Origin of the sequence: Actinoplanes nipponensis (assembly GCF_016862275.1) — a bacterium.
GTDB classification, from domain to species: domain Bacteria; phylum Actinomycetota; class Actinomycetes; order Mycobacteriales; family Micromonosporaceae; genus Actinoplanes; species Actinoplanes nipponensis.
In genome coordinates this window covers 488,530-512,672 of the sequence record NZ_BOMQ01000008.1, presented here as the reverse complement: position 1 = coordinate 512,672, position 24,143 = coordinate 488,530, and the positions used below count along the sequence as shown (strand labels likewise).

General features: G+C 74.8%; 22 protein-coding genes. 12 read left to right on the top strand and 10 right to left on the bottom strand.

Annotated features, from left to right (window positions below; genetic code table 11):
• Positions 1 to 26 precede the first annotated feature (26 nt).
• Positions 27 to 1,217 (top strand): glycosyltransferase family 4 protein, encoded by a 1,191-nt coding sequence (locus Ani05nite_RS03545; RefSeq protein ID WP_203764592.1) that lies wholly within the window; start codon positions 27 to 29, stop codon positions 1,215 to 1,217.
• Positions 1,218 to 1,627: 410 nt separating this feature from the next.
• Here the strand turns inward: Ani05nite_RS03545 and Ani05nite_RS03540 are convergent, their stop codons facing one another.
• Positions 1,628 to 2,230 (bottom strand): TetR/AcrR family transcriptional regulator, encoded by a 603-nt coding sequence (locus Ani05nite_RS03540; protein WP_203764590.1) that lies wholly within the window; start codon positions 2,228 to 2,230, stop codon positions 1,628 to 1,630.
• Between the two features lie 110 nt (positions 2,231 to 2,340).
• On the opposite strand from Ani05nite_RS03540, the gene Ani05nite_RS03535 reads away from it, so the two are divergent.
• The 4 genes from Ani05nite_RS03535 (at position 2,341) to Ani05nite_RS03520 (ending at position 6,081) form a co-directional block, all read left to right on the top strand.
• The gene (locus Ani05nite_RS03535; RefSeq protein WP_203764581.1) at positions 2,341 to 3,660 is read left to right on the top strand and encodes a cytochrome P450; all 1,320 of its coding nucleotides are present in this window, start codon (positions 2,341 to 2,343) and stop codon (positions 3,658 to 3,660) included.
• An 88-nt stretch (positions 3,661 to 3,748) separates the two neighbouring features.
• Positions 3,749 to 4,336, top strand: a complete 588-nt coding sequence (locus Ani05nite_RS03530) for a hypothetical protein (RefSeq protein ID WP_203764578.1) — start codon at positions 3,749 to 3,751, stop codon at positions 4,334 to 4,336.
• An 11-nt stretch (positions 4,337 to 4,347) separates the two neighbouring features.
• The gene (locus Ani05nite_RS03525) at positions 4,348 to 5,676 is read left to right on the top strand and encodes a hypothetical protein (protein WP_203764575.1); all 1,329 of its coding nucleotides are present in this window, start codon (positions 4,348 to 4,350) and stop codon (positions 5,674 to 5,676) included.
• A 159-nt stretch (positions 5,677 to 5,835) separates the two neighbouring features.
• A complete protein-coding gene (locus tag Ani05nite_RS03520; RefSeq protein ID WP_203764572.1) occupies positions 5,836 to 6,081 on the top strand; it encodes a hypothetical protein in 246 nt (81 codons plus the stop codon).
• Between the two features lie 72 nt (positions 6,082 to 6,153).
• Here the strand turns inward: Ani05nite_RS03520 and Ani05nite_RS03515 are convergent, their stop codons facing one another.
• A complete protein-coding gene (locus Ani05nite_RS03515) occupies positions 6,154 to 6,486 on the bottom strand; it encodes a hypothetical protein (protein WP_203764569.1) in 333 nt (110 codons plus the stop codon).
• A gap of 191 nt (positions 6,487 to 6,677) precedes the next feature.
• Here Ani05nite_RS03515 and Ani05nite_RS03510 point away from each other — a divergent pair, with 191 nt between their 5' ends.
• The 7 genes from Ani05nite_RS03510 to Ani05nite_RS03480 all read left to right on the top strand — a co-directional run bounded on the left by Ani05nite_RS03510 (position 6,678) and on the right by Ani05nite_RS03480 (position 16,762).
• Positions 6,678 to 8,153, top strand: coding sequence for a helix-turn-helix domain-containing protein (locus Ani05nite_RS03510; protein WP_203764566.1), 1,476 nt, complete (start codon positions 6,678 to 6,680; stop codon positions 8,151 to 8,153).
• Positions 8,154 to 8,248: 95 nt separating this feature from the next.
• Positions 8,249 to 10,405, top strand: a complete 2,157-nt coding sequence (locus Ani05nite_RS03505; protein ID WP_203764564.1) for a histidine kinase — start codon at positions 8,249 to 8,251, stop codon at positions 10,403 to 10,405.
• Positions 10,402 to 11,085, top strand: coding sequence for a response regulator (locus Ani05nite_RS03500; RefSeq protein ID WP_203764562.1), 684 nt, complete (start codon positions 10,402 to 10,404; stop codon positions 11,083 to 11,085). The genes Ani05nite_RS03505 and Ani05nite_RS03500 overlap by 4 nt, the downstream gene beginning before the upstream one ends.
• The gene (locus Ani05nite_RS03495; protein WP_203764559.1) at positions 11,082 to 12,566 is read left to right on the top strand and encodes a membrane dipeptidase; all 1,485 of its coding nucleotides are present in this window, start codon (positions 11,082 to 11,084) and stop codon (positions 12,564 to 12,566) included. The genes Ani05nite_RS03500 and Ani05nite_RS03495 overlap by 4 nt, the downstream gene beginning before the upstream one ends.
• Positions 12,563 to 14,800 carry a sensor histidine kinase gene (locus Ani05nite_RS03490; RefSeq protein ID WP_203764556.1) on the top strand — a complete coding sequence of 746 codons (2,238 nt, stop codon included), beginning with the start codon at positions 12,563 to 12,565 and terminating at the stop codon, positions 14,798 to 14,800. The genes Ani05nite_RS03495 and Ani05nite_RS03490 overlap by 4 nt, the downstream gene beginning before the upstream one ends.
• 37 nt (positions 14,801 to 14,837) lie before the next feature.
• The gene (locus Ani05nite_RS03485; protein WP_203764553.1) at positions 14,838 to 16,622 is read left to right on the top strand and encodes a hypothetical protein; all 1,785 of its coding nucleotides are present in this window, start codon (positions 14,838 to 14,840) and stop codon (positions 16,620 to 16,622) included.
• Complete coding sequence (locus Ani05nite_RS03480; RefSeq protein ID WP_203764550.1) at positions 16,619 to 16,762, top strand: hypothetical protein; 144 nt, start codon at positions 16,619 to 16,621, stop codon at positions 16,760 to 16,762. Before Ani05nite_RS03485 ends, Ani05nite_RS03480 begins: the two co-directional genes overlap by 4 nt.
• A gap of 18 nt (positions 16,763 to 16,780) precedes the next feature.
• Here Ani05nite_RS03480 and Ani05nite_RS03475 read toward each other — a convergent pair whose 3' ends face one another.
• The 8 genes from Ani05nite_RS03475 to Ani05nite_RS03440 form a co-directional block, all read right to left on the bottom strand.
• Positions 16,781 to 18,328 carry a hypothetical protein gene (locus Ani05nite_RS03475; protein WP_203764547.1) on the bottom strand — a complete coding sequence of 516 codons (1,548 nt, stop codon included), beginning with the start codon at positions 18,326 to 18,328 and terminating at the stop codon, positions 16,781 to 16,783.
• Positions 18,329 to 18,437: 109 nt separating this feature from the next.
• Positions 18,438 to 19,049, bottom strand: coding sequence for an HdeD family acid-resistance protein (locus Ani05nite_RS03470; protein WP_203764544.1), 612 nt, complete (start codon positions 19,047 to 19,049; stop codon positions 18,438 to 18,440).
• A 103-nt stretch (positions 19,050 to 19,152) separates the two neighbouring features.
• Complete coding sequence (locus tag Ani05nite_RS03465) at positions 19,153 to 20,082, bottom strand: YhjD/YihY/BrkB family envelope integrity protein (protein ID WP_239129200.1); 930 nt, start codon at positions 20,080 to 20,082, stop codon at positions 19,153 to 19,155.
• Between the two features lie 4 nt (positions 20,083 to 20,086).
• Complete coding sequence (locus tag Ani05nite_RS03460) at positions 20,087 to 21,901, bottom strand: SulP family inorganic anion transporter (protein WP_203764541.1); 1,815 nt, start codon at positions 21,899 to 21,901, stop codon at positions 20,087 to 20,089.
• A complete protein-coding gene (locus Ani05nite_RS03455; RefSeq protein ID WP_203764539.1) occupies positions 21,865 to 22,407 on the bottom strand; it encodes an Rv1733c family protein in 543 nt (180 codons plus the stop codon). Before Ani05nite_RS03455 ends, Ani05nite_RS03460 begins: the two co-directional genes overlap by 37 nt.
• Before the next feature lie 60 nt (positions 22,408 to 22,467).
• A complete protein-coding gene (locus tag Ani05nite_RS03450) occupies positions 22,468 to 22,920 on the bottom strand; it encodes a DUF7144 family membrane protein (protein WP_203764537.1) in 453 nt (150 codons plus the stop codon).
• Between the two features lie 16 nt (positions 22,921 to 22,936).
• A complete protein-coding gene (locus tag Ani05nite_RS03445; RefSeq protein WP_203764535.1) occupies positions 22,937 to 23,335 on the bottom strand; it encodes a hypothetical protein in 399 nt (132 codons plus the stop codon).
• Positions 23,336 to 23,500: 165 nt separating this feature from the next.
• Complete coding sequence (locus Ani05nite_RS03440) at positions 23,501 to 24,034, bottom strand: DUF1269 domain-containing protein (protein WP_203764533.1); 534 nt, start codon at positions 24,032 to 24,034, stop codon at positions 23,501 to 23,503.
• Positions 24,035 to 24,143 lie beyond the last annotated feature (109 nt).

Sequence of the window (24,143 nt, the reverse complement as noted above, 5' to 3'; positions counted from 1 at the left end):
TTTGCAGCGATTGCTACGTTGCGCTCGTGCAGATTCGCTACGTACTCGACAACGCCTACGGCACCGGCGGCACCATCCGCAGCGTGGTCAATCAGGCCAACGCGCTCTGCGCCGAGCACGACGTCGAGATCGCCAGCGTCTACCGCCACACCGACGCCCCCGCCTTCGCCATCGACCCGCGCGTGCGCCTGGTCCCGCTGACCGACCTGCTCGCCGACGGCACCCGGCGCAGCGATCCACCCGGCGCGAAGACCCGGCTCGCCAACAAGACGCGGCGCTTCGGCAACCGCCTGCCCCACCGGCACGACGTCCGCTACCGCCGGTGGGACCCGGTGGTCGACGCCACCGTGATCCGGTACTTCTGGGCCGCCCGGGACGGCGTCCTGATCACCACGCGACCCGGCCTGAACCTGCTGTCGGCCTGGTACGGCCCCCGCCGCCTGGTCCGGGTGGGACAGGACCACATGAACCTCACCACCTACCCGCCGGGGCTGCGGGCGGCGATCGTGCGGGCGTACCCGAAGCTCGACGCCGTCAGCGTGCTGACCGAGCACGACCTCGCGACCTACCGGGAGGCGACGGCGGGCCGGGTCCGCCTGGAGCGCATCCCCAACGGCATCCCGCCGGCCCGGCTGCCCCCGGCCGCCCTGGAGAACAAGGTGCTCGTCGCCGCCGGCCGGCTGACCAAGCAGAAGGGCTTCGACCTGCTCGTCGAGGCGTGGAGCACGGTCGCCGAGCGGCACCCGGACTGGCAGTTGCAGATCTTCGGCTGGGGCGCCCACAAGGACAAGCTCGCCGCCCGGATCGGCGAGCTCGGGCTCGCCGACCAGGTGCGGCTCATGGGCACCACCCGCACGCTGGACGAGCACCTGGCGGGTGCCTCGGCCTACGTGCTCAGCTCCCGCTTCGAGGGCCTGCCGATGGTGCTGCTGGAGGCCCTGACCGTGGGACTGCCCGCGGTGGCCTTCGACTGCCCGACCGGCCCGGCCGAGATCATCGAGGACGGGCGCAACGGGTTGCTGATCCCGCCGGAGGACGTGCCGGCGCTGGCCGACGGCATCTGCCGGATGATCGAGAAGCCGGAGGAGCGCCGGGCCATGGGGCGGGCGGCCCTGGCCAGCAGCGAGCGCTACACGATCGGCACGGTGAAGCTGGCCTGGGAGAAGCTGTTCGCCGAGCTGGCCGACAGGCGCGGAGGGCGCAGCACGAACGGATGACGAGCTTCTGGTAGCAGCTGTTAAGCCTGCTCACGGAGTTCATGACGATGATCAGGACATCCCTGGGCTTCTCGCCGGGCACGGAGCCGCCGCGGCACGGCGGGGAAGAATCCGGGCCCGAACCTCCGGGTAACGGCGGAGAAGGCGGACCGAAGCAACCGGCGCCTCCCACGCCGCCGGGCGACGGCCTCGCTTCCCGCCCCGAGCGGCGGGACGACGCCGCGGAGCGAGAGCTCCGGAAGGCGTTGCGCGGGATCATGGGGGGAGAGCCCGCCCCGCGTGAGTTTCGCGCCGGGGATGGCGAGCGAGCCCTCGACGCCGCCGCTGTCGTGGCACGGGAGGTCCATCGTCAGGACGAGCGGAAGCTCACGCACTGACTCGGTGGTGGATCGGCGCCCTGACCGCCGGCGTCAGGGGCGGGGGCCGAGCAGCCTGCGGGTGGCCTCCGTCGCGCTGTCGACGATGGTCTCCACGTCCCGGCCGTCCTCGACGGTGGCGGCGATCAGCTCTCGCAGCCCGCCGAGCAGGATGGTCGCGGTCTGTTCCGAGGGTGGTCGCACGCCGGCCGCCCGGAGGTGCGGCGTGTCGGTCAGGTCCCGGATGAGATCGACGAACGCCCGCATCGTCTCCCGCTGGAACAGCCGGGCGTGGCCCTGGCCGAGGGCCGGCACGTCCCGGATCCAGCTGAGGCTGATCGGCGGGTCCGCCTGCACCGCGGCGATCCATCCCTCGATCGCCTGGCGGGCCTGGACGTCCCAGGCGGCGGCCCGGTCGACCGAGGCGGAGATCCGGGCGATGGTCCGCTGGCTGCTCTCGTGCAGCAGGGCGACCAGGCAGTCCTGCCGGTCGGCGAAGGTCGCGTAGAAGGTCCGCCGGGAGGTGCGGGCCGCGCGGACGATGTCGGCCACCGTGGTGTCCGCGTAGCCGCGTTCGCGGATGCACGCCGCCATGCCGTCGAGGAGCCGGCGCCGGTAACCGGCGTCCGTCGCGGCCGGCACGTCAGTGGTCGTCACCCCGCACACGGTAATACGCCGCCGGGCCGGGGCCCGGGTCCGCCTCTTGCGCGGCCTGGTACGCGGACGTACCGTGGCCTGGTACGAGCGCGTACCAATGGAGGTGAGCGATGCCCGCGGCGATGTCACCCCCGGCCGTCCTGCCGGACGGCCCCACCAGCCCGCGCCTGGCGCAGGCTCTGCGGTTCGTGATCTCGCGCCGCCGCACCATGGAGCGCCTGCGCGACCGGTACGGCTCGGCGTTCACCGTGGACTCGCTCTCCATGGGCCGGATGGTGATGCTCGCCGACCCGGCCGAGGTGCGGGAGTTGTTCCAGACCCCACCGGAGGACGCGGACACCCCCGACGCCAATCTCGGCGCCGTGCTCGGGCCGGGATCGCTGTTCGCGCTGCGCGGCGACGACCACCGGCGGCAGCGCAGGCTGCTCACCCCGCCCTTCCACGGGCGCCGGCTGCGGGCGTACGAATCGCTCATCGAACGGGAGACCGAGCGCGAGACGGCCTCGTGGCCGCTGGGCCGGCCGTTCCCGGTCATGCCGTCGACCATGCGCATCACGCTCAACGTGATCCTCGGCGCCGTCTTCGGCGCCGAGGGCGCCGAGCTCGACGAGTTGCGCACCCTGCTGCCGTCGATGGTCAAGCTCGGCTCGGTGCTCGCCGTGCTGCCCGCGGTGCGGCACGACCTGGGCGGCTACGGGCCCGGGGCGCGCTTCCGGCGCTACCGGCAACGGTACGACGCCGTCATCGACCGGCTCATCGACCGGGCCACCGGCGACCCCGGCATCGGCGACCGCGACGACGTGCTGGCCATGCTCGTGCAGGCCCGCTACGACGACGGCTCCGCCATGAGCCGCACCGAGATCGCCGACCAGCTGCTGACCCTGCTGGCCGCCGGGCACGAGACGACGGCCACCACGCTGGCCTGGGCCGTCGAGCGGCTCCGCCGCCACCCCGAGCTGCTGCGCCGGCTCGTCGACGAGGCCGACGCCGGCGGCGGGGAGCTGCGGGCGGCGACGCTCATCGAGGTGCAGCGGGTGCGGCCGGTCATCGAGATGACCTCGCGGCAGGTACGCGCCGACGTCCTGCGGATCGGCCGCTGGACACTGCCGCGCTCCACCGTCGTCACCGCGTGCATCGCGCTGCTGCACGACGACGAGACCCTGTTCCCCCAGCCGGCCGTGTTCGATCCGGACCGCTTCGTCGGCGCGCGTGCCGACACGTACGGCTGGATCCCGTTCGGCGGCGGCGTCCGCCGCTGCATCGGCGCCGCCTTCGCCACGCTGGAGATGGATGTCGTCCTGCGCACCCTGCTGCGCGATTTCACCCTCGAACCCACGACCGCCGCGCCGGAACGCTCGCACAGCCGGGGCGTCGCCGTGGCCCCGGCCAAGGGCGGTCTCGCGGTCGTGCACCGCCGAGGCGGCCGCTGAACGGCCCACCTGGGGAAATCCCCGAAGCGGGTCGCCGCCCACCCGGCCGAGCCTGGAGTTCCAGGCAACCGAGGGAGGGACGGTAGGCATGCTCAGCGCACAGAAGGCGGCCCCCGCGCCGCCGACCAACGATCAGCCCTTCGCCCAGCTGAAGATCGGCCGGGGGCTGTACGGCGTGACCAAGGTGCAGTGGCGCGACTGGCCGAGCCGCAGCTGGCTCAGCTGGTTGATCGCCGGCCTGTTCGTCGCGGCCGGCTTCGGCCTGGCCTGTCTGACCGCGAGAACCGGCATCGCCGAGCCCCGCTGGCACGCGGTCCTGCGTTATGTGCTCACCGTGGGGCTTGCGGTCGTCGTGGTCGGGCGGCTCATCATGGAGGGCACGGTGTCGCGGACGCCGCCGGGCCAGGTGCCCAAGTGGGACCGGCGCCTGCTGGACCCCTGGTGGACCCCGATCCACACGGGCACCGGCGTGGTGCTCGGGTGCTGGCTCGTGCCGTTGCTGGTCACCGTCGCGCTCACGACGCTGTGGGAGGTCCTCGAGATCACCGTTCCGGGCTACGGGGACGAGGAGATCAACGGCAACCGCCTGCTCGACATGGGCGTGGCCTGGCTCGGCTGGCTGCTGGCCGCGGCCGTGTCGGCGCTGGCCGCCGGCCAGCCGGTGCCGCTGTGGTGAGCGGAGGAGCGATGCGGAGATGGACGGCGGCCCTGGCCCTCACCGCGACGATCGGCGCCGGCGCCGCCGCGGCCGGCTGCAGCGACAAGCCGGCGAGCTGCCCGGACCCGCCGGCCCCGCCGCCCGTGACGGGCGTCCGGACGGTGCGGGCCGAACGCACCAACGTCAACCTCGAGCTGGGTTACCGGTACATGCGCGCGCTGATCCGCGAGCAGTTCGAGGGAGCACCCGATCCCGCGGCGACCAGCGGCGCGCGCGTGACCAGCGTCAGCCTGACCCAGGAGGGCGACGGCGCCGCCCCGCGCAACCTGGTCACCGTGGGGCTGACCCCGTGGCTCGGGTCGTCGCCGCGGGCCGACCTGCCGCGCCAGTTCCGGCTCGTGCTGGAGATCCGGCCGCATCTGGTGACCGCCGCCGTCCAGCCCGACGAGCAGCTCCGCCGCCAGTGGCTGGGCGGCGCCGACGAGGGGGTGGCGCTCACGTTCGCCTTCGTCCGCCTGCGCGACGTGTCCATGGACCGGGAGGTCGGCTGCCCGACCTCCGGCGCGGCGGACCCGGTCGCCGACCAGGTGCTGCGCGGCGTCTACGACGGCCTGCGGGGCCAGCAGCCCGTGGTCGTGCCGGTGGAGCTGGTCACCGGCCTGGCGACGGCGCTGACCGGCGGGACGGCCGCGGTGACGGGCGTCAACCTGGCCACCGCCGGCGACCTCAAGCTCGGTTTCACGCTGGACTCCGGCAGCCCGGCCGTCTTCTCGCCGGAGACCCTGCTCATCCACCACCCGGCCGACGACTGGGGGTTCGAGCTGGACCGGAGCCTGGTCTCCCGCCTGGTGGCGGCCAAAGCCGGCGCGGTGGTGCGCGGCCAGGACCCCTTCGCCACGATCGACGCGGTCGATGTCGACTTCTCGGCCCAGGGGCTGTTCGTCACGGTCAAGGCCACCCACAAGCAGAACGATCCGTGCCCGGACATCCACGTCACCGCCACCAGCCTGACCAAGGTCTCGGTCCGGCGCGACCCGGCCGGCCCCTCCGTCCTGGTCGGACGGCCGGGTGAGCCGACCCTCACCGACGACAGCAACCTCGCGGCGAAGATCTGCTTCGCGGTCGACAAGGCGCTCTTCGGCCAGGCCACCGCGGTCATCGGGCCGGCCCGGGCCGGCCCGTCGTGCCCGGACACGCTGGGCCCGCCGCTGTCGTTCGACTTCGGCACCGACACCTTCTCCGGCGCCTCGGTCGACACCGACGAGACGTTCTTCATCTCGGGCCGCAGCCGGCACGTCGACGAGGTCCTGGCCGGGGCGACGCCCGCGCAGACCCGCCCGCCGGTGCCCGTCTGCTGACGCCGCCGGCCGGCCGCGGATCCGGGCGGGACGGCGGTCCCGCCCGGAATTCCCGGCCGGACCGGGATCGCGCTCCCTGCCGCCCGGGCCGGCGCCGCGCCGATGCTGCAGGTCGGACGCCGGCACCCGGCCGGCGCCCGAGCCCGAAGGAGCGGCGACATGCTCATCGAGATCGGCATGCTGGCGGTCAGGTCCGCCGCCAGGGCCTACCGGATCTACCGGGGGCTGAGCACCGGCGACCACGCGCCCACCGAGCTGGATCAGATCCTCGGGGCCGCGGGACGCCACGGCCGGGTTCACGAGGTCGCCCAGCAGGACTACTCGCCGCCCGACACCGGCGGCGCGGACGACGGCGACGGCATCCTCGATGCCCTCGGTGACTTCTTCGAGGACCTCTTCGGCTAGCACGACGCCGGTCACCGGCCCGCCCGCGGGCGGGCCGGTGACCGCGCCTCGGCGCAGCATCGTCCCGTGCGCTCAGTTCGGCCCGTTCGGCCCGTCCGGCCCGAACCGGCACGGCGGCGCGGCCCAGGCCCCGATGCACCAACCCCACCGCTGGGTGTACTCGGTGCCGTCGTTGCAGCAGAACTTCAGCACCTGAATGAACCCGTAGCAGGTCGTGCCGGCGAACCAGCACCCGGACCTGGGCGCCGGCATGTCGCTGCGGGCGCGGAACGTGACCATGCGGTCCAGTGCCCGCGCGCGCCGTTCGCAGCCGCCGCAGGGGCGGAAGCCCCACCGGGCGAACACCTTCTCGAGTACCTCGCCGAGGCCGGTCCCGTGCGGCCGGGGCTGTTGCTGGACGGTCATCTCTCCTCCTGGTCGGGCGCATCCGATGTGGTGTTCACGGTGCCGTGCCCGCGACCGGACCGGACCGGGGATTTCCCTGGGACCCCGGTCCCGCCGGGCCGGGCCGGGCCCGTCTGGGGCCTGGATTCCTGGCGTCCGGGACAGCGGACCGGCGAGGCTTCGGACCAGCTTCACCACGGAGGGACGAGCCGATGCACTCACCAACCGGCACCATCCACGGTGCGGAGGACCTCGCACGCGCCCTGGAGGACATGGCGGTCGGGGCGCGCGGACGGTCCGGCTACGCCGCCGCGACCACCGCGCTGGAATGGGCCGCGTCGCTGAGCACGTGCGACACCGAGCGGGCGCGCCGGCTGTGCGCGGCGGCGGGCGACGCGGCGGTCGCCGGCGAGCACGCCCGCGCGCAGGCGCTGCTGACGGCGGCGGACCGGCTGCCCACCGTCCCGCCCCCAGCGGTGCCGGCCGCCGAGACGGCGATCGCCGCCGCCCTCGCCGGTCTCCCCCGCGCCGCCCTGACGCCGGCGGGCCGGACGGACGGGCCAGCCGGCCTGGCCCGCGGGCTCGCCCTGATGCAGATCGGCGACGGACGGGCCGGCGCCGTGCTCATCCGCACCAGCCGGCCGGCGACGCCCCCGTCGAGCCTGCGTGTCCGCATAGCCACCGGCGTCGGCGCCACGCTCATCGGTGAGCACCGGGCGGCGCTGCACACCCTGTCGTCGGCCGCGGAGGACGCCCGGCGTACCGGTGCGATCCGGCTGTTGCCCGCGGCGCTGGGCGGCAGGGCGCACGCCGCCGCGGCCGTGGAGCCGATCGGGCTCGCGCTGTCGGCCGCCCGGGAGGCCACGGCGGTCGCCCGGCTGACCGGCGACGTCTTCTGGCAGCGGCGGGCCGCCGCGATCACCGCGGTGCTGTACGCCCTGCGCGGCGACGCCGAGCCGTCCTACGCGGCGATCGAGCAGGCCGGGGCGCCGGACGACGCGGTGACCCGGTACGCCGTGACGGACGCGCTCCACCTGCTCGAACTGGGGCTCGGCGGCAGCGACCGGGGCCCCCGGCCGCCCGGCCCGGATCCGGCGGACCTGCGGCTCGACGCGGTGGAGGTGCAGCTGCGCAGCGGCCGGCGCCCCTCCGCCCGCGTGCTGGACGCCGTCGAGCGGCTCAGCCGGGACGCCGACTTCCCGCTGCGGGCGGCCCGAGCCTGGCGGATCCGCGGACTGCTGGCCGCCCCGGCGGAGTACCCCTGCTGTTTCGCCGCCGCGCTCACCCTGCACCGGAGGGTCGAGCATCCGTTCCAGACGGGCCGGACGCTGCTCGCGTACGGCGAACGGCTGCGGCGGGCCGGACGCCGCACCGAGGCCCGCCGGTGGCTGCGGGAGGCGCTGGACGGCTTCGAGCGGCTGGGCGCGCGACCGTGGGCCGGACGCGCCGCGGCCGAGCTGGCAGCGGCCGGCGAGGGCCGGCCCCGCCCCCGCGTCGCGGCCGGGGACACGCCGCCGCTGACCGCGCAGGAGCTGCAGGTGGCCCGGGCCGTCGCGACCGGCCTGACCAACCGGGAGGTGGCGCAGACGCTCTTCCTCAGCCACAAGACGATCGAGTTCCACCTGGGCAACATCTTCCGCAAGCTGGGCCTGCGCCGGCGCGCCCAGCTGGTGCAGCTGTTCCTCTGAGATACGGTCGCGTAAAGGACGTGACACGGCCTGGCCCCGGGCGCACGCTGAGGTCGTCGAGGAAACGACCACCGGACCCGAGCGAGAGCACTTTGATGGCTCAGCGTCTCACCGCGGCGACCAGCGTGATGCTCATCCTGCTGCTGGGATGGGTGGCCGGCACGCGGCTGTCCTCGGTGTCGGACGGCACCGTCGTGCAGGTCTCCAATGCGGTCTGGCAGCAGCGGCGGATACCGGTCGGTTTCGAGCTGTGCTCCTGCAACGACCTGCGCGCGGGCGACGAGGTGCTGGCGGTGGCCGGCCCGGACGGCGGTCCCTCCGTGTACTCCGTCGTCCGCGACGGGGTGCGCCGGGACGTCACCGTGCGGCAGGGGACGCTCTCCTGGGCCACGCTCGCCGGCACCCTGTGGAGCCCGCTGCTGACGGTCGTGCTCATGCTCGTGGTCGGCTGGTTCGTCTTCGCGCATCGCCCCGCCGATCCGGCCGCCCGTACCCTGCTGCTCGCCGCCTCGCTGTTCGGCCTGGGCACCACCTCGTGGCTGCTGGGCGACACGGTCCTGCGGCTCGCCACCCGCGGACCGCGGCCCGGCACGGTGCTCGGCGAGGCGGCCCTGGCCCTGGCCTGGGCGGCCGCCGCGCACTTCGCCGTCGTGCTGCCGGGCTCGGCCCTGCGGGTGCGTACCGGGGTGGTCGCCGCCCTGTACGCCCTGCCGTTCGTGCTGCACGGCCTGTACCTGGCGGTCGTGCTGCCGCCGGCCGAGGGGCGGCTGGAGGTGGCGGGCCGGCTCGCGCAGATCTCGCTGGTGCCGAGCGTGGTCATGCCCGTGGTCGCCGCCGGCCTGATGCTGGTCGGCTACCTGATGACCGGCGACCCGGAGGCGCGACGCCGGCTGCGCTGGGTGCTGGTCAGCTTCCTGGTCTCCGCCGTCCTGCTGCTGTCGCTGTGGGCCGTGCCGATGCTGTCCGGCGATCCGGTCCTGCACGTCACCCTCCTGCCGACGGCCATGCTGCCGCCGGTCGTGGCGCTGGCCGCGGCGATCCTGCGCTACCGCCTGTTCGACATCGAGATCATCCTGCGGCGCTCGCTGCTCTACGGCGGCCTCACCGCCTGCGTGCTGGCGATCTACCTGTCCGCCGGGGTGGTCTTCGGGAACCTGGTCGGCGCCGGGCCGGGGCTCGCCGCGGTCCTGGCCACCTGCCTGGTCGCCTTCGCCGTCCAGCCGATCCGGGACCGGCTGCAGACCCGGATCGGCCGGCTGATCTACGGCGAGCGCGACAATCCGTACAGCCTGGTGGCCCGGCTCGGCCGGGTCGACGTCGCGGTGGAGCCGCGGGAGGCGCTGACCGAGGTCGCCCGGGACCTGGCCGGAGCGTTGCGGCTGGCCCACGTGGAGATCGCGCTGAGCACCGGCCCGGGCCGGGCCACCGTCCGGGCGGGCTGGGGCACCCCGGGCGGCCCGACCCGCGTCATCCCCCTGCGCCGGGGCCCGGCGCCGGTGGGCCGCCTGCTGCTGGGCGTCGGCCGGGCCCAGGAACCGTTCGGCCCGGCCGACCGCCGGCTGCTCGACGCGCTGACCCGGCACATCGGGGGCATCGCCGCCGTCGTGCTGCTGAACGCCGACCTGCGCGAGGCGCGCCACGCCCTGGTCCTGGCGCGCGAGGAGGAACGCCGGCGCATCGCCCACGCCCTGCACGGGGGCCTCGAGGCGGCCCTGGCGGCCCAGATCGGCGACCTGGAGCGGGCCCGGGCGGTGATCGCGACGGATCCGGCGCGCGCGGTCGCCCAGCTCGACGCCACGACGGTGAGCACCCGGCAGCTGATCGGCGACATCCGCGCGCTGGTGGCCGGCCTGCGGCCCCCGGCGCTGGACCAGCTGGGCCTGGTCGAGGCCATCCGGGAACGGGTGCAGCGCCTGCGCGAGGGCGCCGGGACGGCGACGCCGGGCTTCGACGTCGTGACCGAGAACAAACTCGGCGCGCTGCCGGCCGCCGTCGAGGTGGCCGCATTCTGGATCACCGTCGAGGCGGCCCGGCACGCCCGGCACGAGCACCCGCCGTCGCGGTCCCGGGCGGTGCTGGCCCGGCGGGGTGACCTGTACGTGGAGGTCAGCAACCGCGACGGATTCCGCGCCGGACCGGGGCTGACCGACGCCACGCACCGAGCCGAGGAACTGGGTGGCACGGCGCACACCACGGCGACCGCGATACGGGCGCGGCTGCCCATCCGCGAGGGAAGGAACGGCGAAAAGTGACTGAACCAATCCGGGTGCTCGTCGCGGACGACCATCCCACCGTCCGCGCCGGCGTCCGGGCGCTGCTGGAGCTGAGCGACGACCGCGTCAAGGTGATCGGCGAGGTCGCCACCAGCGACGACGCCATCCGGGTGGCGGAGGAGGAACAACCGGACGTCGTCATCATGGACCTGCGGATGCCCGGTGTCGGCGGCGTCGAGGCCACCCGTGAGGTGGTGGGGCGCAGCCCGCACATCGCGGTGCTCGTGCTGACCATGGACGAGAGCACCGACGCGGTGTTCGCCGCCATCCGGGCCGGCGCGCGGGGGTACCTGGTGAAGGAGTCCGGCTCCGCCGAGCTGGCCCGCGCCGTGCAGGCGGTGGCCCGGGGCGAGTTCATCACGAGTCCGGCCATCGCGAAGCGGATCTCCGCCTTCTTCGCCGGATCGGACCGGTCCAGCCGCGCGCCGGAGGCCTTTCCGGTGCTGACCGCCCGGGAACGCGAGATCCTCGACCTCATCGCCCAGGGCCGCAACAACGCTTTCCTGGCCCATCACCTGCGGTTGAGTCCGAAGACCGTGCGCAACCACATCTCCAACATCTTCGCCAAGCTGCACGTCGCGGACCGGGCCGAGGCGATCGTCCGGGCGCGGGAGGCGGGACTGGGCGGCGCCACCGGGACCGCCGGAGGCCGGTGGTGAACGCCGGCCGCGGCTTCGCCGACCTGCACAACCATCAGTTCGCTCAGCTGGCCTTCGGTGGCCGGGTGCTGTGGGGCTCCGCGGCCGCCGCCGACTCCGAGCTGGGCTCCTGCCGCCCCGAGCACGGCCCGCACGGCCTGTTCGACCTGCCCGGCAATCTCGCCCAGGTGTTGCTGGGGACCGGATCCGTCGCCGCCCTGCTGGGACACCGGACCGACGGCGCGCCCGACTTCCCGGCCTGGCCGGGCTGGCACGACCTCACCCACCAGGCCGTGCCGCGGTCGGCCCTGAAGCGGGCCGTCGACGGCGGCCTGCGGCTGATGGTCATGCCGGCCGTCAACAACGCGCTGCTGGGACGGCTGACCCGTGGCCACGACTACCACGACATGGCCGCGGTCGACCGGCAGCTACGGGCGGCCCGACAGTTCGAGGCGATGATCGACGCCGAGGCGGGCGGCCCGGGCCGCGGCTGGTACCGCATCGCCGAGACGCCGGCCCAGGCCCGGGAGGCCATCGGCCAGGGCCGGCTGGCCGTGGTCCTCGGCATCGAGGTCGACCACTTCCTGGGCGACACCGTCGGGCCGCGTTCGACGGTCCGGGACCTGGCCGCGCAGCTCGACCGCTACCACGCCCTGGGGGTGCGGCACCTGTTCCCGATCCACCTGCAGGACTGCGCCTACGGCGGGGCGGCCTTCGCCACGAGCCTGCACTGGTCGCGGAACAGCGGCCCGGTGTCGCGGGCGAACCCGCCGCTGTCGCTGCCGGTGTGGCGGATGACCACGGTCGCCCGCACCGCCGACGGCTACGCCTACCGCGGCGGTCACTGCAACGCCGGCGGCCTCACGCCGCTCGGCGTGACCCTCATCCGGCTGCTCATGGAGCGCGGCATGATGATCGACGTCGATCACGCGTCGGCGTCCGCCCGGGCGGACGTGCTGCGCCTGACCGGCGCGGCCGGCTACCCCGTCGTGGCCGGTCACGCCGAGCTGCGGAGCCTCGCGGCCCGCGGCGACCGCAGCGAGTTCCTGCTGACCGACGCGGAAGTCACCGGGATCGGCCGGCACGGCGGCATCGTGGCGCCCAAGCTGCGGCAGCCGGCGGTCGCGGCGCCGGACGATGTCAAGGGCACCGCGGAGGCGTTCCTGTACGCGTACCGCCGGGTGCGGGAGCTGCTGCCGGACGCGGTGATCCCGTTCGGCACCGACCTCAACGGCTTCGCCGGGATGCCGCGGCCCCGGCGCGCCGGCGTGCGGCTCGACTATCCGTTCACCGCGCCGGTGAGCGGCGCCCAGCTGGGCCGCGGCCGGCTCGGCGGCCGCGACTTCGACATCAACACCGACGGTGTCGCGCACGTGGGCATGCTGCCCGACCTGGTCGCGCTGCTGATCCGGCACGGCCTGCCCGAGCCGGAGGCCCGGCCGATGCTGGACTCGGCGCTCGGCTACGTCCGGGCCTGGGAACGGGCCGTCGAGGCCGGATGAGCGCCCGGATCGTCGCCGCTGTGGCCGGGCTGCTGATGCTGCTCACCGGCGCGGTGATCGCCGAGCGGGCGACCGCCCCGTCGGACGGCAGCGTGGTGCAGCTGTCGAACCAGCCGTGGCGGCAGAACGAGATGGTCATCCGGTACGTGCTCGACGACCGCTCGGGCCTGCGCGGCCGCGACGTGGTGACCAGGATGGACGGACGGCCACCGGCCGCGGCGTGGCACTCGGCGCCGGCTCGTCCCGGCGAGGTGCACGTCTACACCGTACGGCGCGGCCAGCGCCTGCTCGACGTACGGGCCGAGCAGCACGGCTTCCCCCTGCGCGCCGCCGTCACCCGCAACCTGGCCACCGTGCTGTTCCTGGTCGCGCTGCTGGCGATGGCCCTGTTCGTCTTCGCCCACCGCCCGGGCGACCCGGCCGCCCAGGTGCTGCTGATCGTCGCGGCCCTCACCGGCTGCGGGACGACCGCCTGGCTGCTCGGCGCCGACCCGGTGGCCCTGGCCACCACGGGGCCCACCCCGCTGCAGGTCCTCGGCGAGGTCGCGCTGGCCATGGTCTGGGGCGCGACCCTGCACTTCGCGCTGATCCTGCCCGGCGCCACGCTGCGCCCGGGCCGGCGGCTGGTCGCGACGGCGTACGCCGCGCCCCTGCTGCTGCACGCCGCCTACCTCACCGTGGCCCTGCCCACCGCGGCCGGCGCCGCCGAGGCGGTGGGCCGCCTCGCCCAGGTGTCGCTCGCCGGGAGCACGCTGCTGCCGGTCGTCGGTGCGGGCCTGACGGTTCTCGCCTACCGGTCCATGCCCCCGGCGTCGCGGCGGCGGACCCGCCGGGTGCTCATCCCGTTCTACGGCGCCGTCGCGGCCTTCGTCGCGGTGTGGACCATCCCCAACGCCCTCGGGCTGCCGGTCCCACCGGAGCGCCTGGTGCCCGTCCTGTTCCTGCCCTGGGCCCTGGCCATCGGCGCGGCCGTCCTGCGGTACCGCTGGTTCGACATCGAGTTGATCGTCCGCCGGTCGCTGCTCTACGGCGGTCTCACCGCCAGCGTCCTGGCCATCTTCCTGACCACGACCTGGGCGCTGAGCTCGCTCGTGGGCCCCCGGCCGGGCCTGGCCGCGCTGGTCGCCAGCGGGGTCGTCGCGCTCACCGCCCAGCCGCTGCGCCGGTTCATCCACCGCCAGGCCGGACGCCTGGTGTACGGCGACCGCGACGATCCCTACGAGGTGCTGGCCCGCCTGGGCACCATCGACGCCGCGGCCGCCCCGCACCGGGTGCTGCAGCAGGTGGTGGAGACGCTCGCGCGGACCCTGCGACTGCGGTACGCCGCCATCCACCTGGGCGAGGTCGAGGCCTCCTCCGGGCACCCGCTCGGCAACGCGACCACCCTCGAGCTGACCCACGGGCCCGAGGTGCTGGGCCGGCTCGTCCTGGAGCGGGAACCGGGCCGCGAGCCCGTCGGCCGCGCCGATCAGCAACTGCTCGACACCCTGATGCGGCAGGTCAGCAGCACCGCCTCGGCAGTGCTGCTGAGCGCCCGGCTGCAGGCGTCCCGGGAACAGCTGGTGCTGGCCCGCGAGGAGGAACGCCGCCGGCTGCACCACCGGCTGCACGACGGCCTCGGGCCGGCGCTGGCCGCCCACGCCATGCAGATGGAGATCGCCCGTGCGCAGGCCCGCGCCGACCCCACGGCCGCCGACGCGACCCTGCGCACGCTCATCAGCCGGCTGCGCGACCTGGGCGCCGAGGCCCGGGCCCTGGTCGACGACCAGCGGCCGACCGCGCTCGACGAGCTCGGCCTGGCCGAAGCCGTCCGGGCCCGCGCCCCGGGCCACCTCGACGTGACGACCACCGTGACCGGGGACCTGGCCGGCCTGCCCCCGGCGGTCGAGGTGGCCGCCTACTGGATCGCCGTGGAAGCCGTGCACAATGCGGCCCGCCACGGCGGCGCGCGGCACTGCCACGTACGCCTGACGCGCGACCGGCGGCTGACCGTCGAGGTCACCGACGACGGCAGCGGGCTGCCGGAGCGGCTCCGGCCCGGCGGCGGGTTCCTGTCCATGCGGGAACGCGCCGAGGAACTCGGCGGGCGGTGGACCGTCGGACGGCGACCCGGCGGCGGCGCCCGCGTGCTGGTCGTGTTGCCGACCGATCCGGGCCCGGACTCCCATCCGCGTCTGGGACCGGGCGCCGGGACCCAGGTCCCTTCCCCCGGCCCGGCGCCCGGGCCACCGTAGAGGCCCGGACGGGGACCGACTGAGGGAGACGACGGTCATGGTCAGATGGGACCGGCGACGGTGGAGCAACTGGGCCGGCGACGTGGTCGTCGAGCGACCGGAACGGCACTACTACCCCACCACCCGGCAGGATCTCCTCGAGATCGTCGGCGCGGCCGAGCGCCGGCAGCCGCCGCCGGAGGTCCGCGCCGGCGGCAGCCACTGGTCGTTCTCCGACATCGCGGTGTGCCGCCACTGGCTCGTCGAAACGCGGGGCCTGCGCGCCACCCTCTACGACGTGATCCCCGCCGCGCTCACCGACCGGGCCCGCCACGACCTGATGGGCCAGGACCCGGCCGGACCGTTGTACAGCTTCTACCACGTCGAGGCCGGCGCCCTGATCCACGAGGTCAACCTGCGCCTCGACCGCCGGCCGTTGCCGGAGGCGGACCGCGCGTGGGCGCGCCTGCCGGTCGACGCGATCGCCGGCCCGTGGCCGGGCGCGGGCCAGCGCTGGGCGCTGCCGACCATGGGCGGCGCCGCCGGTCAGACGCTCGCCGGTGCGATCTCCACCGGCACCCACGGCGGCGACCACGACCTCCCGCCGATGGCCGACATGGTGATGGCCGTCGAGCTCGTCGGGCCGGGCGGGCGGCACTGGTGGATCGAGCGGGACACCGCGATCACCGACCGGGACCGGATCCGCGCGCTGCGGCCCGGCGTCGAGTACCGCGCCTGCACGGAGCTGTTCGACGCGGTGCTGGTGTCCGCCGGGCGGATGGGCATCGTCTACGCGTACGTCCTGCGCGTGGTCGGGCAGTTCGGGTTGGAGCAGGTCACGCGGGCGTCGTCCTGGGAGGACGAGGCGGCCGGCCTGAGGGCGCCGTTCCGGGGCTTCGACCAGCCGCGCCCGGGGCGCGACGTCGCGGAGCGGACCCGGTTCGTGGAGGCCCTCATCGTGCCGTACGCGGACCGGCGTGGCCGCCACACCTGCCACCTGACGAGCCGCTGGACCGTCCCCGTACCGGAGGGCGACCCGGAGCCGAAGGGTCCGGACTTCTTCGGGCTGCTCTGCCGGCACTCCACCATCACCCCGATCGTCCTGGTGCTGATCGCGGTGACCGTGGTCGTCATGGCGGTGTCGTGGTTCGTCCCGGTCGTCGGTCCCGTCCTGGTCGGCCTCGCCGGCCTGATCCTGCTCGGGCTGCTCGGGCTGCTCGTCCTCGCGCGGGTGTCGCTGGGCGCCCTCGTCGCCCGGGCCTGCAACCTGGCCAACCGGCTGGGTCGCTCCGGGCTGGTCCGCCGGGCCGTCGAGGCCGTGCTCGGCCGGGCGCGCCCGTCGGTGACCCGGCGCGACGTCGGGTACGAGCTCATGGATCTCGCCGAGACCGGCGGCGAGTGCTACCGGGCCGACTCCCTGGAGGTGTTCTTCGACGCGAGCACCGACGCGCACGCCGACTTCCTCGAACAGGACGCGTTCCCCGCCTTCGTCCGGTCCGCCCGGGCGGGCCGCACCGTGGCCGGCTACATCTCGCTGCGTTTCACCCGGCGCACCTCGGCGATGCTCGGCATGCAGCAGGGCGACCCGGCCGCCTCGGTGGAGGTCGCGCTGTTGCAGGGCGTCGAGGGCAACGCGGAGATCCTGCACGCGCTGGAGACCGCGGCGCTGCGGCGCGGCGCGACCATCCACTGGGGACAGCGCAACACCACCGACGCCGCCGCGGTCGCCGCCGGCTACCCGCGGCTGCCCAACTGGCGTCAACAGCTCGCCGAGATCATCGGGGCCGGCCACGCCGGCACCTTCGACAACGCATTCTGCGCGGCCCGCCGCCTGGAGCCGTGAGCGGCCAGCGCCCTCCGGCGGGCACAGCGAGCGGCGCGGCCCCCCATCAGCTGCCCCACTACCTGTCGGTCGACGACCAGGGCGACTACCAGAAGATCAGCTTGATCTCGCCGGACAGCATCGTCGGCCTCACCCCGTAGCGGGCGGCCGAGCCGTTCTCAGTTCCGCCCGGCCGGGACGAGCCGGAGAGCGGGCTCGGTCGCGGGACCGCGCCCGCTCTCCGCCGCCGGGCCGCCGGTGGGGTCCGGCGGCGGCGTCAGGCACGGCGGCGTGGGGGTCGGGGTCGCCGGCGGCGGGCCCGGCGGGGCGGGGATCGTGGGGAGCGCGGAACCGGGGTTGCTCGGGGACGGCGTCGGGGCCGGCTGCGGCGTCGGCGTGGCCGGCGGCGGCGGGCCCGAGGTCGGTGGGGGCGGCATCGTCATCGTCGTCGGCGCGCACCGCGGCTCGTTGCACGAGGTCAGGACGTCACCCGGGTCCGCCCGGCAGGAGTCGATGAAGTCGCCGCCGTCGACGATGTCGCCCGGCGCGCCGTCCAGGGCGTCGAGGGTGTCCTCGCCGCCGAGTCCGCGCAGCACGTCGGGGCCGGCGCCGCCGGTCAGGGAGTTGCGCCAGTCGTCCCCGGTCAACGTGTCGGCCGCGGCCCCGCCGAGCACCGCTTCGATCTCGGAGTCCCCGGACCACCGGTCCCGGCCGACCGCGTCCCGCTCACCGGCGGCGCCGTCGTTGGCCTGCGCGTCGAGGCTGACGGTGACCGGAGTGGTCCGGGCGCGGTAGTCGGCGGTGTCGTACCCGCCGCCGCCGGACAGGACGTCGGCGCCGTCGGGGCCCGGTTGGGCCGGGAACTGGTCCTGGCCCAGCCCGCCGTACAGGGTGTCGTCCCCGGCGCCGCCGTCGAGGACGTCGGTGTCGTCCCCGCCGGCCAGGGTGTCGCGGCCCGGGCCGCCGTGCAGCACGTCGGCGCCGAGGCCCCCGATCAGCACGTCGTCGCCGCCGCCCCCGGTCAGCTCGTCAGCGCCGTCGCCGCCGCAGATCACGTCGGCGCCGGGCCCGCCGACCAGGCGGTCGGGACCGGGCGTGCCGCGCATGGTGCACCGGGGCAGCGACGGCGTGGTGTCGTAGCGCAGGTACTGCCAGTGCGACGTTCCGGTCAGGCTCTCCGCCAGCAACGCCGGGGTGCCCCCACCCGACCAGGGCAGGGTCTGGGCGATGACCACGCGACCGTCCACGGACAACCGCACCCGCTCCCGGCGGACGTCGAGTCGGTAGGTGTGGAAGGCGCTCTGGGTGTCCATCGCGTAGGGCACCTGGACGGGATAGGTGAGGCAGACCTGCCCGCGGGCGAAACCCACCGTGACGACCGTGAGGTGGTCGCCGGCCCAGAGCCGGGCCGGCTCGGCGGAGCCGCACTCCTCGGTCACCGACGCGTCGAGGCGCATCCTCGCCTCGACGGTCCAGCCCAGGCTGTTGTCGGCGTTGCCGGACCAGTCACTGGGCGAGCCGTCGAACAGGCCGACGTAGCCGTACGGGCCGAGGGTCAGGACGTTGCCGGCGACGGTGGCGGGCTCGTTGATCCGCCAGGGGCCCGGTGGCAGCTGGGCGAACGTCTGCACCACGGGGGTGCGGGCCTGCGCCGTGCCGGACGGGACGAGCGCGAGGACCGCCACCATCGTTGCCGCCAGCGTTCGGAGGATGCGGAATCGGGTCACTGAGCGCTCCTGACGGCGGGTGGCCACGGTGGACGATCGTCAGATCGATGAAAGTCACTGTAGGGCAGAGCACCGGTCCGTGGTGGCTCCGAGCGCGAGGTGAGCGCGTTCAGGCCGCCTGCGCCCGGGCGGCCGTCCGGCGCAGGACCAGCGCCAGCACCACCTCGGCGAAGCCGACGAGCAGGCTGCAGAGGCCCGTCATGATCACCAGTGTCGCCAGGGACGCGTCGGGCGCCAGCAGCAGGACGACCCCGGCCGCCAGGGAGAGCAGGCCGACGACGATCAGGCCGATGCGGGCCGGGCCGGTGCGCTGCAGCCCGAGGACGATCTCGGTCAGGCCGCTGAGGATCCAGGTCATCGCGAACAGCAGCGCGAGCACGGCGAGGCGGCTCACCAGGTCGCGCAGGCAGACCAGGCCCGCGATCAGGACCACCACGCCGACGATCCCGGACAGGATGTGCCGCGCGATGCTGCCGCTGCCGGGCAGGAAGGCGCCGATGATCCGGGCGATGCCGGCCAGGAGCAGCCAGACCCCGGTGAGGGCGGCCATGATCCGCAGCGAGACGTCCGGCCAGATGAGCACGGCGGCGCCGAAGGCGATCCCGAGGATGCCGGTGGCCAGCACGGTCGCCCAGGGGACCGGAAGCGACCGTAGCTCCTCGGCGGCGCTCGGCCAGCCCTCCGCCGTGCCGTTGCCGGCTTCCATGGCTGTCCCGGTCATCCTGGCCTCCTCGGCGTTCGTCCCTGTGGTCCGGCGCGACCTTCCCGCTGAGCAAACCCGGGCCCGTGGGTGCGGGGCATCATCCGCTGGGAGCGAGACCGCCTCACGGCAGCCACGACTCGATGCGTTGCCCCGGGAACCGCTCCTGCTCGCGGGCCAGCAGCGCCAGGGCGTGCGCGTCGGCGGCGGTGGGCCGGGCGCGGTCCACGGCGCGGGGCCACAGCCGCGCCCCGCGCACCGCGGCGATCTCGGCCGCGACCACCAGCGCGAGGCTCAGCAGGTACAGCAGCGCGAACATGCCCGCGACGGTCGCGAAGGCGCCGTAGACCGGGCCGGCCCGCCGTACCAACCCCGGCAGGATCTCCGCTCCCAGCTCCAGCGTGACCGTCACCGCCACCGCGCCCGGGGCGGCGGCCGGCCAGAGCATCCGCACCGGCGCCGGGCACTGCACCAGCAGGCGGGCCACGAGCAGCAGGACGACGAAGGCGACCGCGAACTCCCCGGCCACCGCCAGCAGCCGGGACAGCCGGGGCAGGCCGGGGTGCGCCGCGGCGGCCACGACCAGGCAGCCGATGACCGCCGCGCCCGCCAGCACGAGGACCAGGGCGGCCAGCACCCGTCCCGGGCGCCACGGGGCCCGCAGCCGGTGCGGGACCGCGGCGAGATGGTTCATCGTACGGGCCGCCGCGCGGACCACCCCGGTTCCGGACAGCACCAGGCCGGCCAGGCCCACGGCGAGGGCCGTGCGCGCGGTGGGCAGGGCGCTCAGCGCGCTCTCGACGGTGGCCTGCAGCGACGGCGGCACCATCGCCGCGACCACCCGCTGCCGCAGCTCCGGATGGTGCGGCAGGGCCCGGGTGACGATCGTCTGGGCCAGCAACAGCATGGGGAAGACGCTGAGGAACCCGTAGTAGGTGATGAGGGCCGCTTCCCGGCCGCCGTCGTCGTCGGCGTACTTGCGGATGACGGCGTACGCGAAACCCAGCGCGGGCCGCCGCCGCTGCAGGCGGTCCAGCCGCTGGATGATCGCCACGGGGTCACGTCGGCCGGGGATGCGCGTCGCCCTCCACCGGGGACTCCTCCCCCGGCGCGGCCCAGCCGGCGCCGGTCCGGGCCCGGTACGCGCCGACCGCCTCGTCCAGGGTCGCGAAGAAGTGCTCCGGACCGATGGCCGGGGTCAGGCCGTAACGGTCGAGCTTGCGCCGCACCGGGTCCTTGAGCTCGGCCCAGACCAGCGCGGTGCCGTGGGCGGCGAGCTGGTCGATCAGCGGTCCGAGCATGTCCCCCGCGGTGGTGTCGACGTCGGTGACGGGTTCCGCCGCGAGCACGATCCAGACCGGCCGCTCCCGGCTGCGGGCCAGGCGGCGGACCTGGTCGCGGAAGACCCGGGCGTTGGCGAAGATCAGCGGGGCGTCGAAGCGGAAGATCACCAGGCCGGGCAGGTGCTCGGCCGCCGGGTACGAGCGCACGTCGTGGTAGCCCGGCAGCCCGGGAGTGCGGCGCAACTCCGTCTGGTACGGCCACCACACCCGGCGGAACACGTTGAGCACCGAGATCCCGACCGCGACCCCGATGCCGGGCAGGACCCCCAGCAGCGCCACGCCGAGGAACGCCGTGAGGCAGACGACGAACTCCAGCCGCCGGTGCCGCCAGAGCCGGGCGGTGCCGGGGAGGTCGGCCAGCGACAGCGACGCGGCGATCACCACCGCGGCGAGGGCCGGCTGGGGCAGGTTCCGCAGCAGGTTGGGGGCCAGCACGAGCATCACCAGGATGACGGCGGCGCCGACCACGCCGGTCAGCTGGCTACGGGCGCCGGACTGCTCGGCCACCGCGGTCCGGGAACCGCTGGTGCTGACCGGGAAGCCCTGGAAGAAAGAGGCCGCGACGTTGGCCGCGCCGACACCGATCATCTCCTGATCGGCGCGGACCTCCTGGCCCGTCCGGGCGGCGAACGACGACGCGGTGGAGATCGTGTCGGTCAGCGACACGACCGTGATGCCGACCGCGCCGCCGAGCAGCAGGACCAGCTGGGACCAGGACGCGTGCGGCATGGTGAGGGGCGGCAGGCCCGCCGGCAGCGGGCCGACCACGTCCACGCCGCGGTCGCCCAGCCCGAGCACCGAGGTCGTGGCGATCGCGGCGCCCACGGCGAGCAGGACGGCCGGCACCTTGGGCAGCCAGCGCTGCAACGCCACGATGATGGCCAGCGTGACCAGGCCGACCACGCAGGCGGCCGGCACGGCGTCGCCGTTGGCCAGCCCCCGCACGAAACCGCTCGCCTCGCCGATCAACCCGTCGGCGTCGACGGAGAACCCGCACAGCTTGGGCAGCTGGCTGACGAAGATGGTGACCGCCAGGCCGTTCATGTAGCCGATCTGGGTCGGCTTGGACAGCAGGTCGGCGATGAACCCGAGTTTCGCGACGCCCGCGACGGCCATGGTCAGGCCGACCAGCAGCCCGAGCATCGAAGCCAGCCCGACGGCCACGGCCGGGTCCCCGCCGGAGCCGATGGTGGCGACCAGCACCGCGGCGATCATCGGCCCGAGCGAGGAGTCGGGTCCGACCACCAGGATCCGGGAGGCGCCGAAGACGGCGTAGCCCAACAGGCCGAACACCGTCGTGTACAGGCCGGTGATGGGGGGCAGGCCGGCGAGTTCGGCGTAGGCCATGCCCTGCGGCACCAGCAGGCTGGACAGCACCAGGCCGGCGACGACGTCCTTGCCCAGCCACCGCCGGCGGTAGGTCGTCACGGCGGCCACCCCGGGCACCCAGCGGCCGACGGCTCCCCGGGCGGTCGCCCGTTCCCTCCGCTCGCTCACCGTCGGCTCCACCGCGGTCCGATGATCTGCCATTCGGCCTCCCAGGACCGCAGCCGGCGACGGTCGAGGCGCCAGATGACGAGCCGCCGCGCCCCGCCCAGGAACGCGAGCATCGCGGTCAGCGCGAACGTTCCGGCCACCGTGGCGTCCAGGACGGCGTTGCGCCGGCGCGGCGGCGAGGCCAGGGCCCCGAGCTCGTCGATCCAGACGGTCACCGTGCTGCCGGCCCGGGCGCCCGCCTCGACCGGGACGGCGCCGGCCCGGACCGTGCCGTCGGGCGCCGTCCAGCGCGCCGCCACCGGCACGTACTCCGGGCCCGGCAGCGCCTCGCTGTCGACGGTCGAGCTGACCCCGGCGGCGTTCTGCTCCAGGACGGCGGACACCGCGCGGCGGTGGCGGGCCTCCCACTCGCTCGCTCGGGCCTCCGCACCGTACGTGGAGCGCGCCGTCCACCAGGCGGCCCCCGGCGCGGCCAGCAGCGCCGTCACGATCACCGCCAGAGTGAGCCACGCCTGGATCCGGTCCGAGCGACGGCGCAACGGAACTCTGCGCCACGGCATCCGGCGGCCGATCCGCCTGAAGCACATGTGGTCCCCCTGTCAGGTGTCGCCGTACGCGCCGGCGACCTCGGCTCCGTGCGCCGACACCGCGTAGCTGACGACGGCGATCATGACGAGCGCGGTGACCGACCACACGGGGTGGACCGCGATGAAGGCGAAATTGACCATGGCCGCCGCGCCCGCCAGGAGCAGCGCGCTGAGCCGCGCCCAGCGGTACCCGCGGACCAGGCCCACGCCCACGACCACGGCCGTGGCCCCGAGCACCAGGTGGAACCCGGCGAGGGCGTCCAGGCTCAGCGGCACCAGCAGATCGGCGCGCCCCCCGGCCAGCACCTCGGGACGGACCAGGGCGACCAGGCCCGTGCCGAGGTGCACGGCGCCGAGCAGCACCAGCATGATCGCGCCGAGCAGCACCCAGCCGACCCAGGCCGTCGCCGTGCTGCGCTCGATGCCGGCGTACGGCTCGCCCCGCCCCGGAACGCTCTCGGTCATGGCCTGCCTCCCGGCCTCAACAGGTGCCCGACATGGCGTCGCCGAGACCGTTGAGGCTGGACCGCAGGGCTCCGAGCGTGATCCGGACCTCGTTCAGGTGGGCCGCGTCGGGATTCTGCTGAGCCGTGGCGACGCTGGTCGAGACCTGGTCGGCCGCGGCCCGCACGCCGGCCACCTCGGGCGCGAACTGCGCCGCGGCGTCGGTCAGCAGGACGGTGACATCGGCCTTGAGCTGCTGCAGATGGGTCTTCAGCGGGGCCAGGCCGTTCTCGGCCACGTTGGCGTTGAGGATCTGGTGCATCGTCGTCTGCACCGCGGCGAGACTGTCGCACACCGGCGGCTGATCGGTGCCGCATCCGCCGAGGCCGAGCGTCACCACCGCCACGGCGGCGATCGGGAAAGAAATCCGTTTCATCGGGCGAGCCTCACTTCCGCAGTCGGGTGGCGCGTCATCTCGCCGGAGTGAACACCGCGGCAAGGGGGATGCCGGCCCACGTACGTCCACGCGGACCGGCATCCCGGGGAGTCCGGCCGTCCACCCTGGACCCTCGCCTGGACCGGGTGGACGCCGGACCGCTCATCAGGGCGCGGAGGTGACCGGCGCGGCCGAGTCGGCCTGCGCGTCGGCGGCCTCACCGTGCAGAGCGGCCTGCAGCTCCGCCTCGGTCTCCTTGGGCAGCGACGACTTGAGTACGGTGCCCCCGAACTGGGCCAGGCCCTCGATGGCCTTGTCCGGAGTGACGTGCTCGACGACCAGGAACAGCGCCGAGGTCCCGGGCTGCACCAGGTCGCGGACCTGCGCCTGGAACTCCTTGTTGATCGCGCCCTTGGTCATCTTGCCCATGAGGGCGCCGAGGCCGGCGCCCACGGCCATGCCCAGGAACGGGATGAAGAAGAGGACGCCGAACAGCAGCCCCCAGAACATTCCCCAGGAGGCGCCGCCGGCCACCGCGTGGTGGTTGGTCGTGACGTGGAACTTGCCCTCACGGTCGCGGCTGATGGCCGCGATCGCGTCGGGCTGGATGATGAGGTCCTTGGCGAGCCTCTGAGCCTCCAACGACGCGGCTGTCGCGGTCGTCTCGTCGGGGTAACCGATGGCGACAAGTGTTGCCATGATCCGAACACATCCCTTCGCTGATCTACCCGGCCGGGTCGCGTCTCCGGCGTCGGACCCCAGTCAGCCACGCCGGTCGGGCCCGGGCCTCATTCCGGGGGAATGAACC

Bases quoted from the DNA above. Each gene is read 5' to 3' on its own strand.
- Ani05nite_RS03450 (WP_203764537.1), bottom strand. From the start codon at position 22,920: ATGACCGAGAGCGTTCCGGGGCGGGGCGAGCCGTACGCCGGCATCGAG.
- Ani05nite_RS03440 (WP_203764533.1), bottom strand. From the start codon at position 24,034: ATGGCAACACTTGTCGCCATCGGTTACCCCGACGAGACGACCGCGACA.
- Ani05nite_RS03515 (WP_203764569.1), bottom strand. From the start codon at position 6,486: ATGACCGTCCAGCAACAGCCCCGGCCGCACGGGACCGGCCTCGGCGAG.
- Ani05nite_RS03525 (WP_203764575.1), top strand. From the start codon at position 4,348: ATGCGGAGATGGACGGCGGCCCTGGCCCTCACCGCGACGATCGGCGCC.
- Ani05nite_RS03510 (WP_203764566.1), top strand. From the start codon at position 6,678: ATGCACTCACCAACCGGCACCATCCACGGTGCGGAGGACCTCGCACGC.
- Ani05nite_RS03490 (WP_203764556.1), top strand. From the start codon at position 12,563: ATGAGCGCCCGGATCGTCGCCGCTGTGGCCGGGCTGCTGATGCTGCTC.
- Ani05nite_RS03530 (WP_203764578.1), top strand. From the start codon at position 3,749: ATGCTCAGCGCACAGAAGGCGGCCCCCGCGCCGCCGACCAACGATCAG.
- Ani05nite_RS03505 (WP_203764564.1), top strand. From the start codon at position 8,249: ATGGCTCAGCGTCTCACCGCGGCGACCAGCGTGATGCTCATCCTGCTG.
- Ani05nite_RS03445 (WP_203764535.1), bottom strand. From the start codon at position 23,335: ATGAAACGGATTTCTTTCCCGATCGCCGCCGTGGCGGTGGTGACGCTC.
- Ani05nite_RS03535 (WP_203764581.1), top strand. From the start codon at position 2,341: ATGCCCGCGGCGATGTCACCCCCGGCCGTCCTGCCGGACGGCCCCACC.
- Ani05nite_RS03460 (WP_203764541.1), bottom strand. From the start codon at position 21,901: ATGGCAGATCATCGGACCGCGGTGGAGCCGACGGTGAGCGAGCGGAGG.
- Ani05nite_RS03470 (WP_203764544.1), bottom strand. From the start codon at position 19,049: ATGACCGGGACAGCCATGGAAGCCGGCAACGGCACGGCGGAGGGCTGG.
- Ani05nite_RS03485 (WP_203764553.1), top strand. From the start codon at position 14,838: ATGGTCAGATGGGACCGGCGACGGTGGAGCAACTGGGCCGGCGACGTG.
- Ani05nite_RS03520 (WP_203764572.1), top strand. From the start codon at position 5,836: ATGCTCATCGAGATCGGCATGCTGGCGGTCAGGTCCGCCGCCAGGGCC.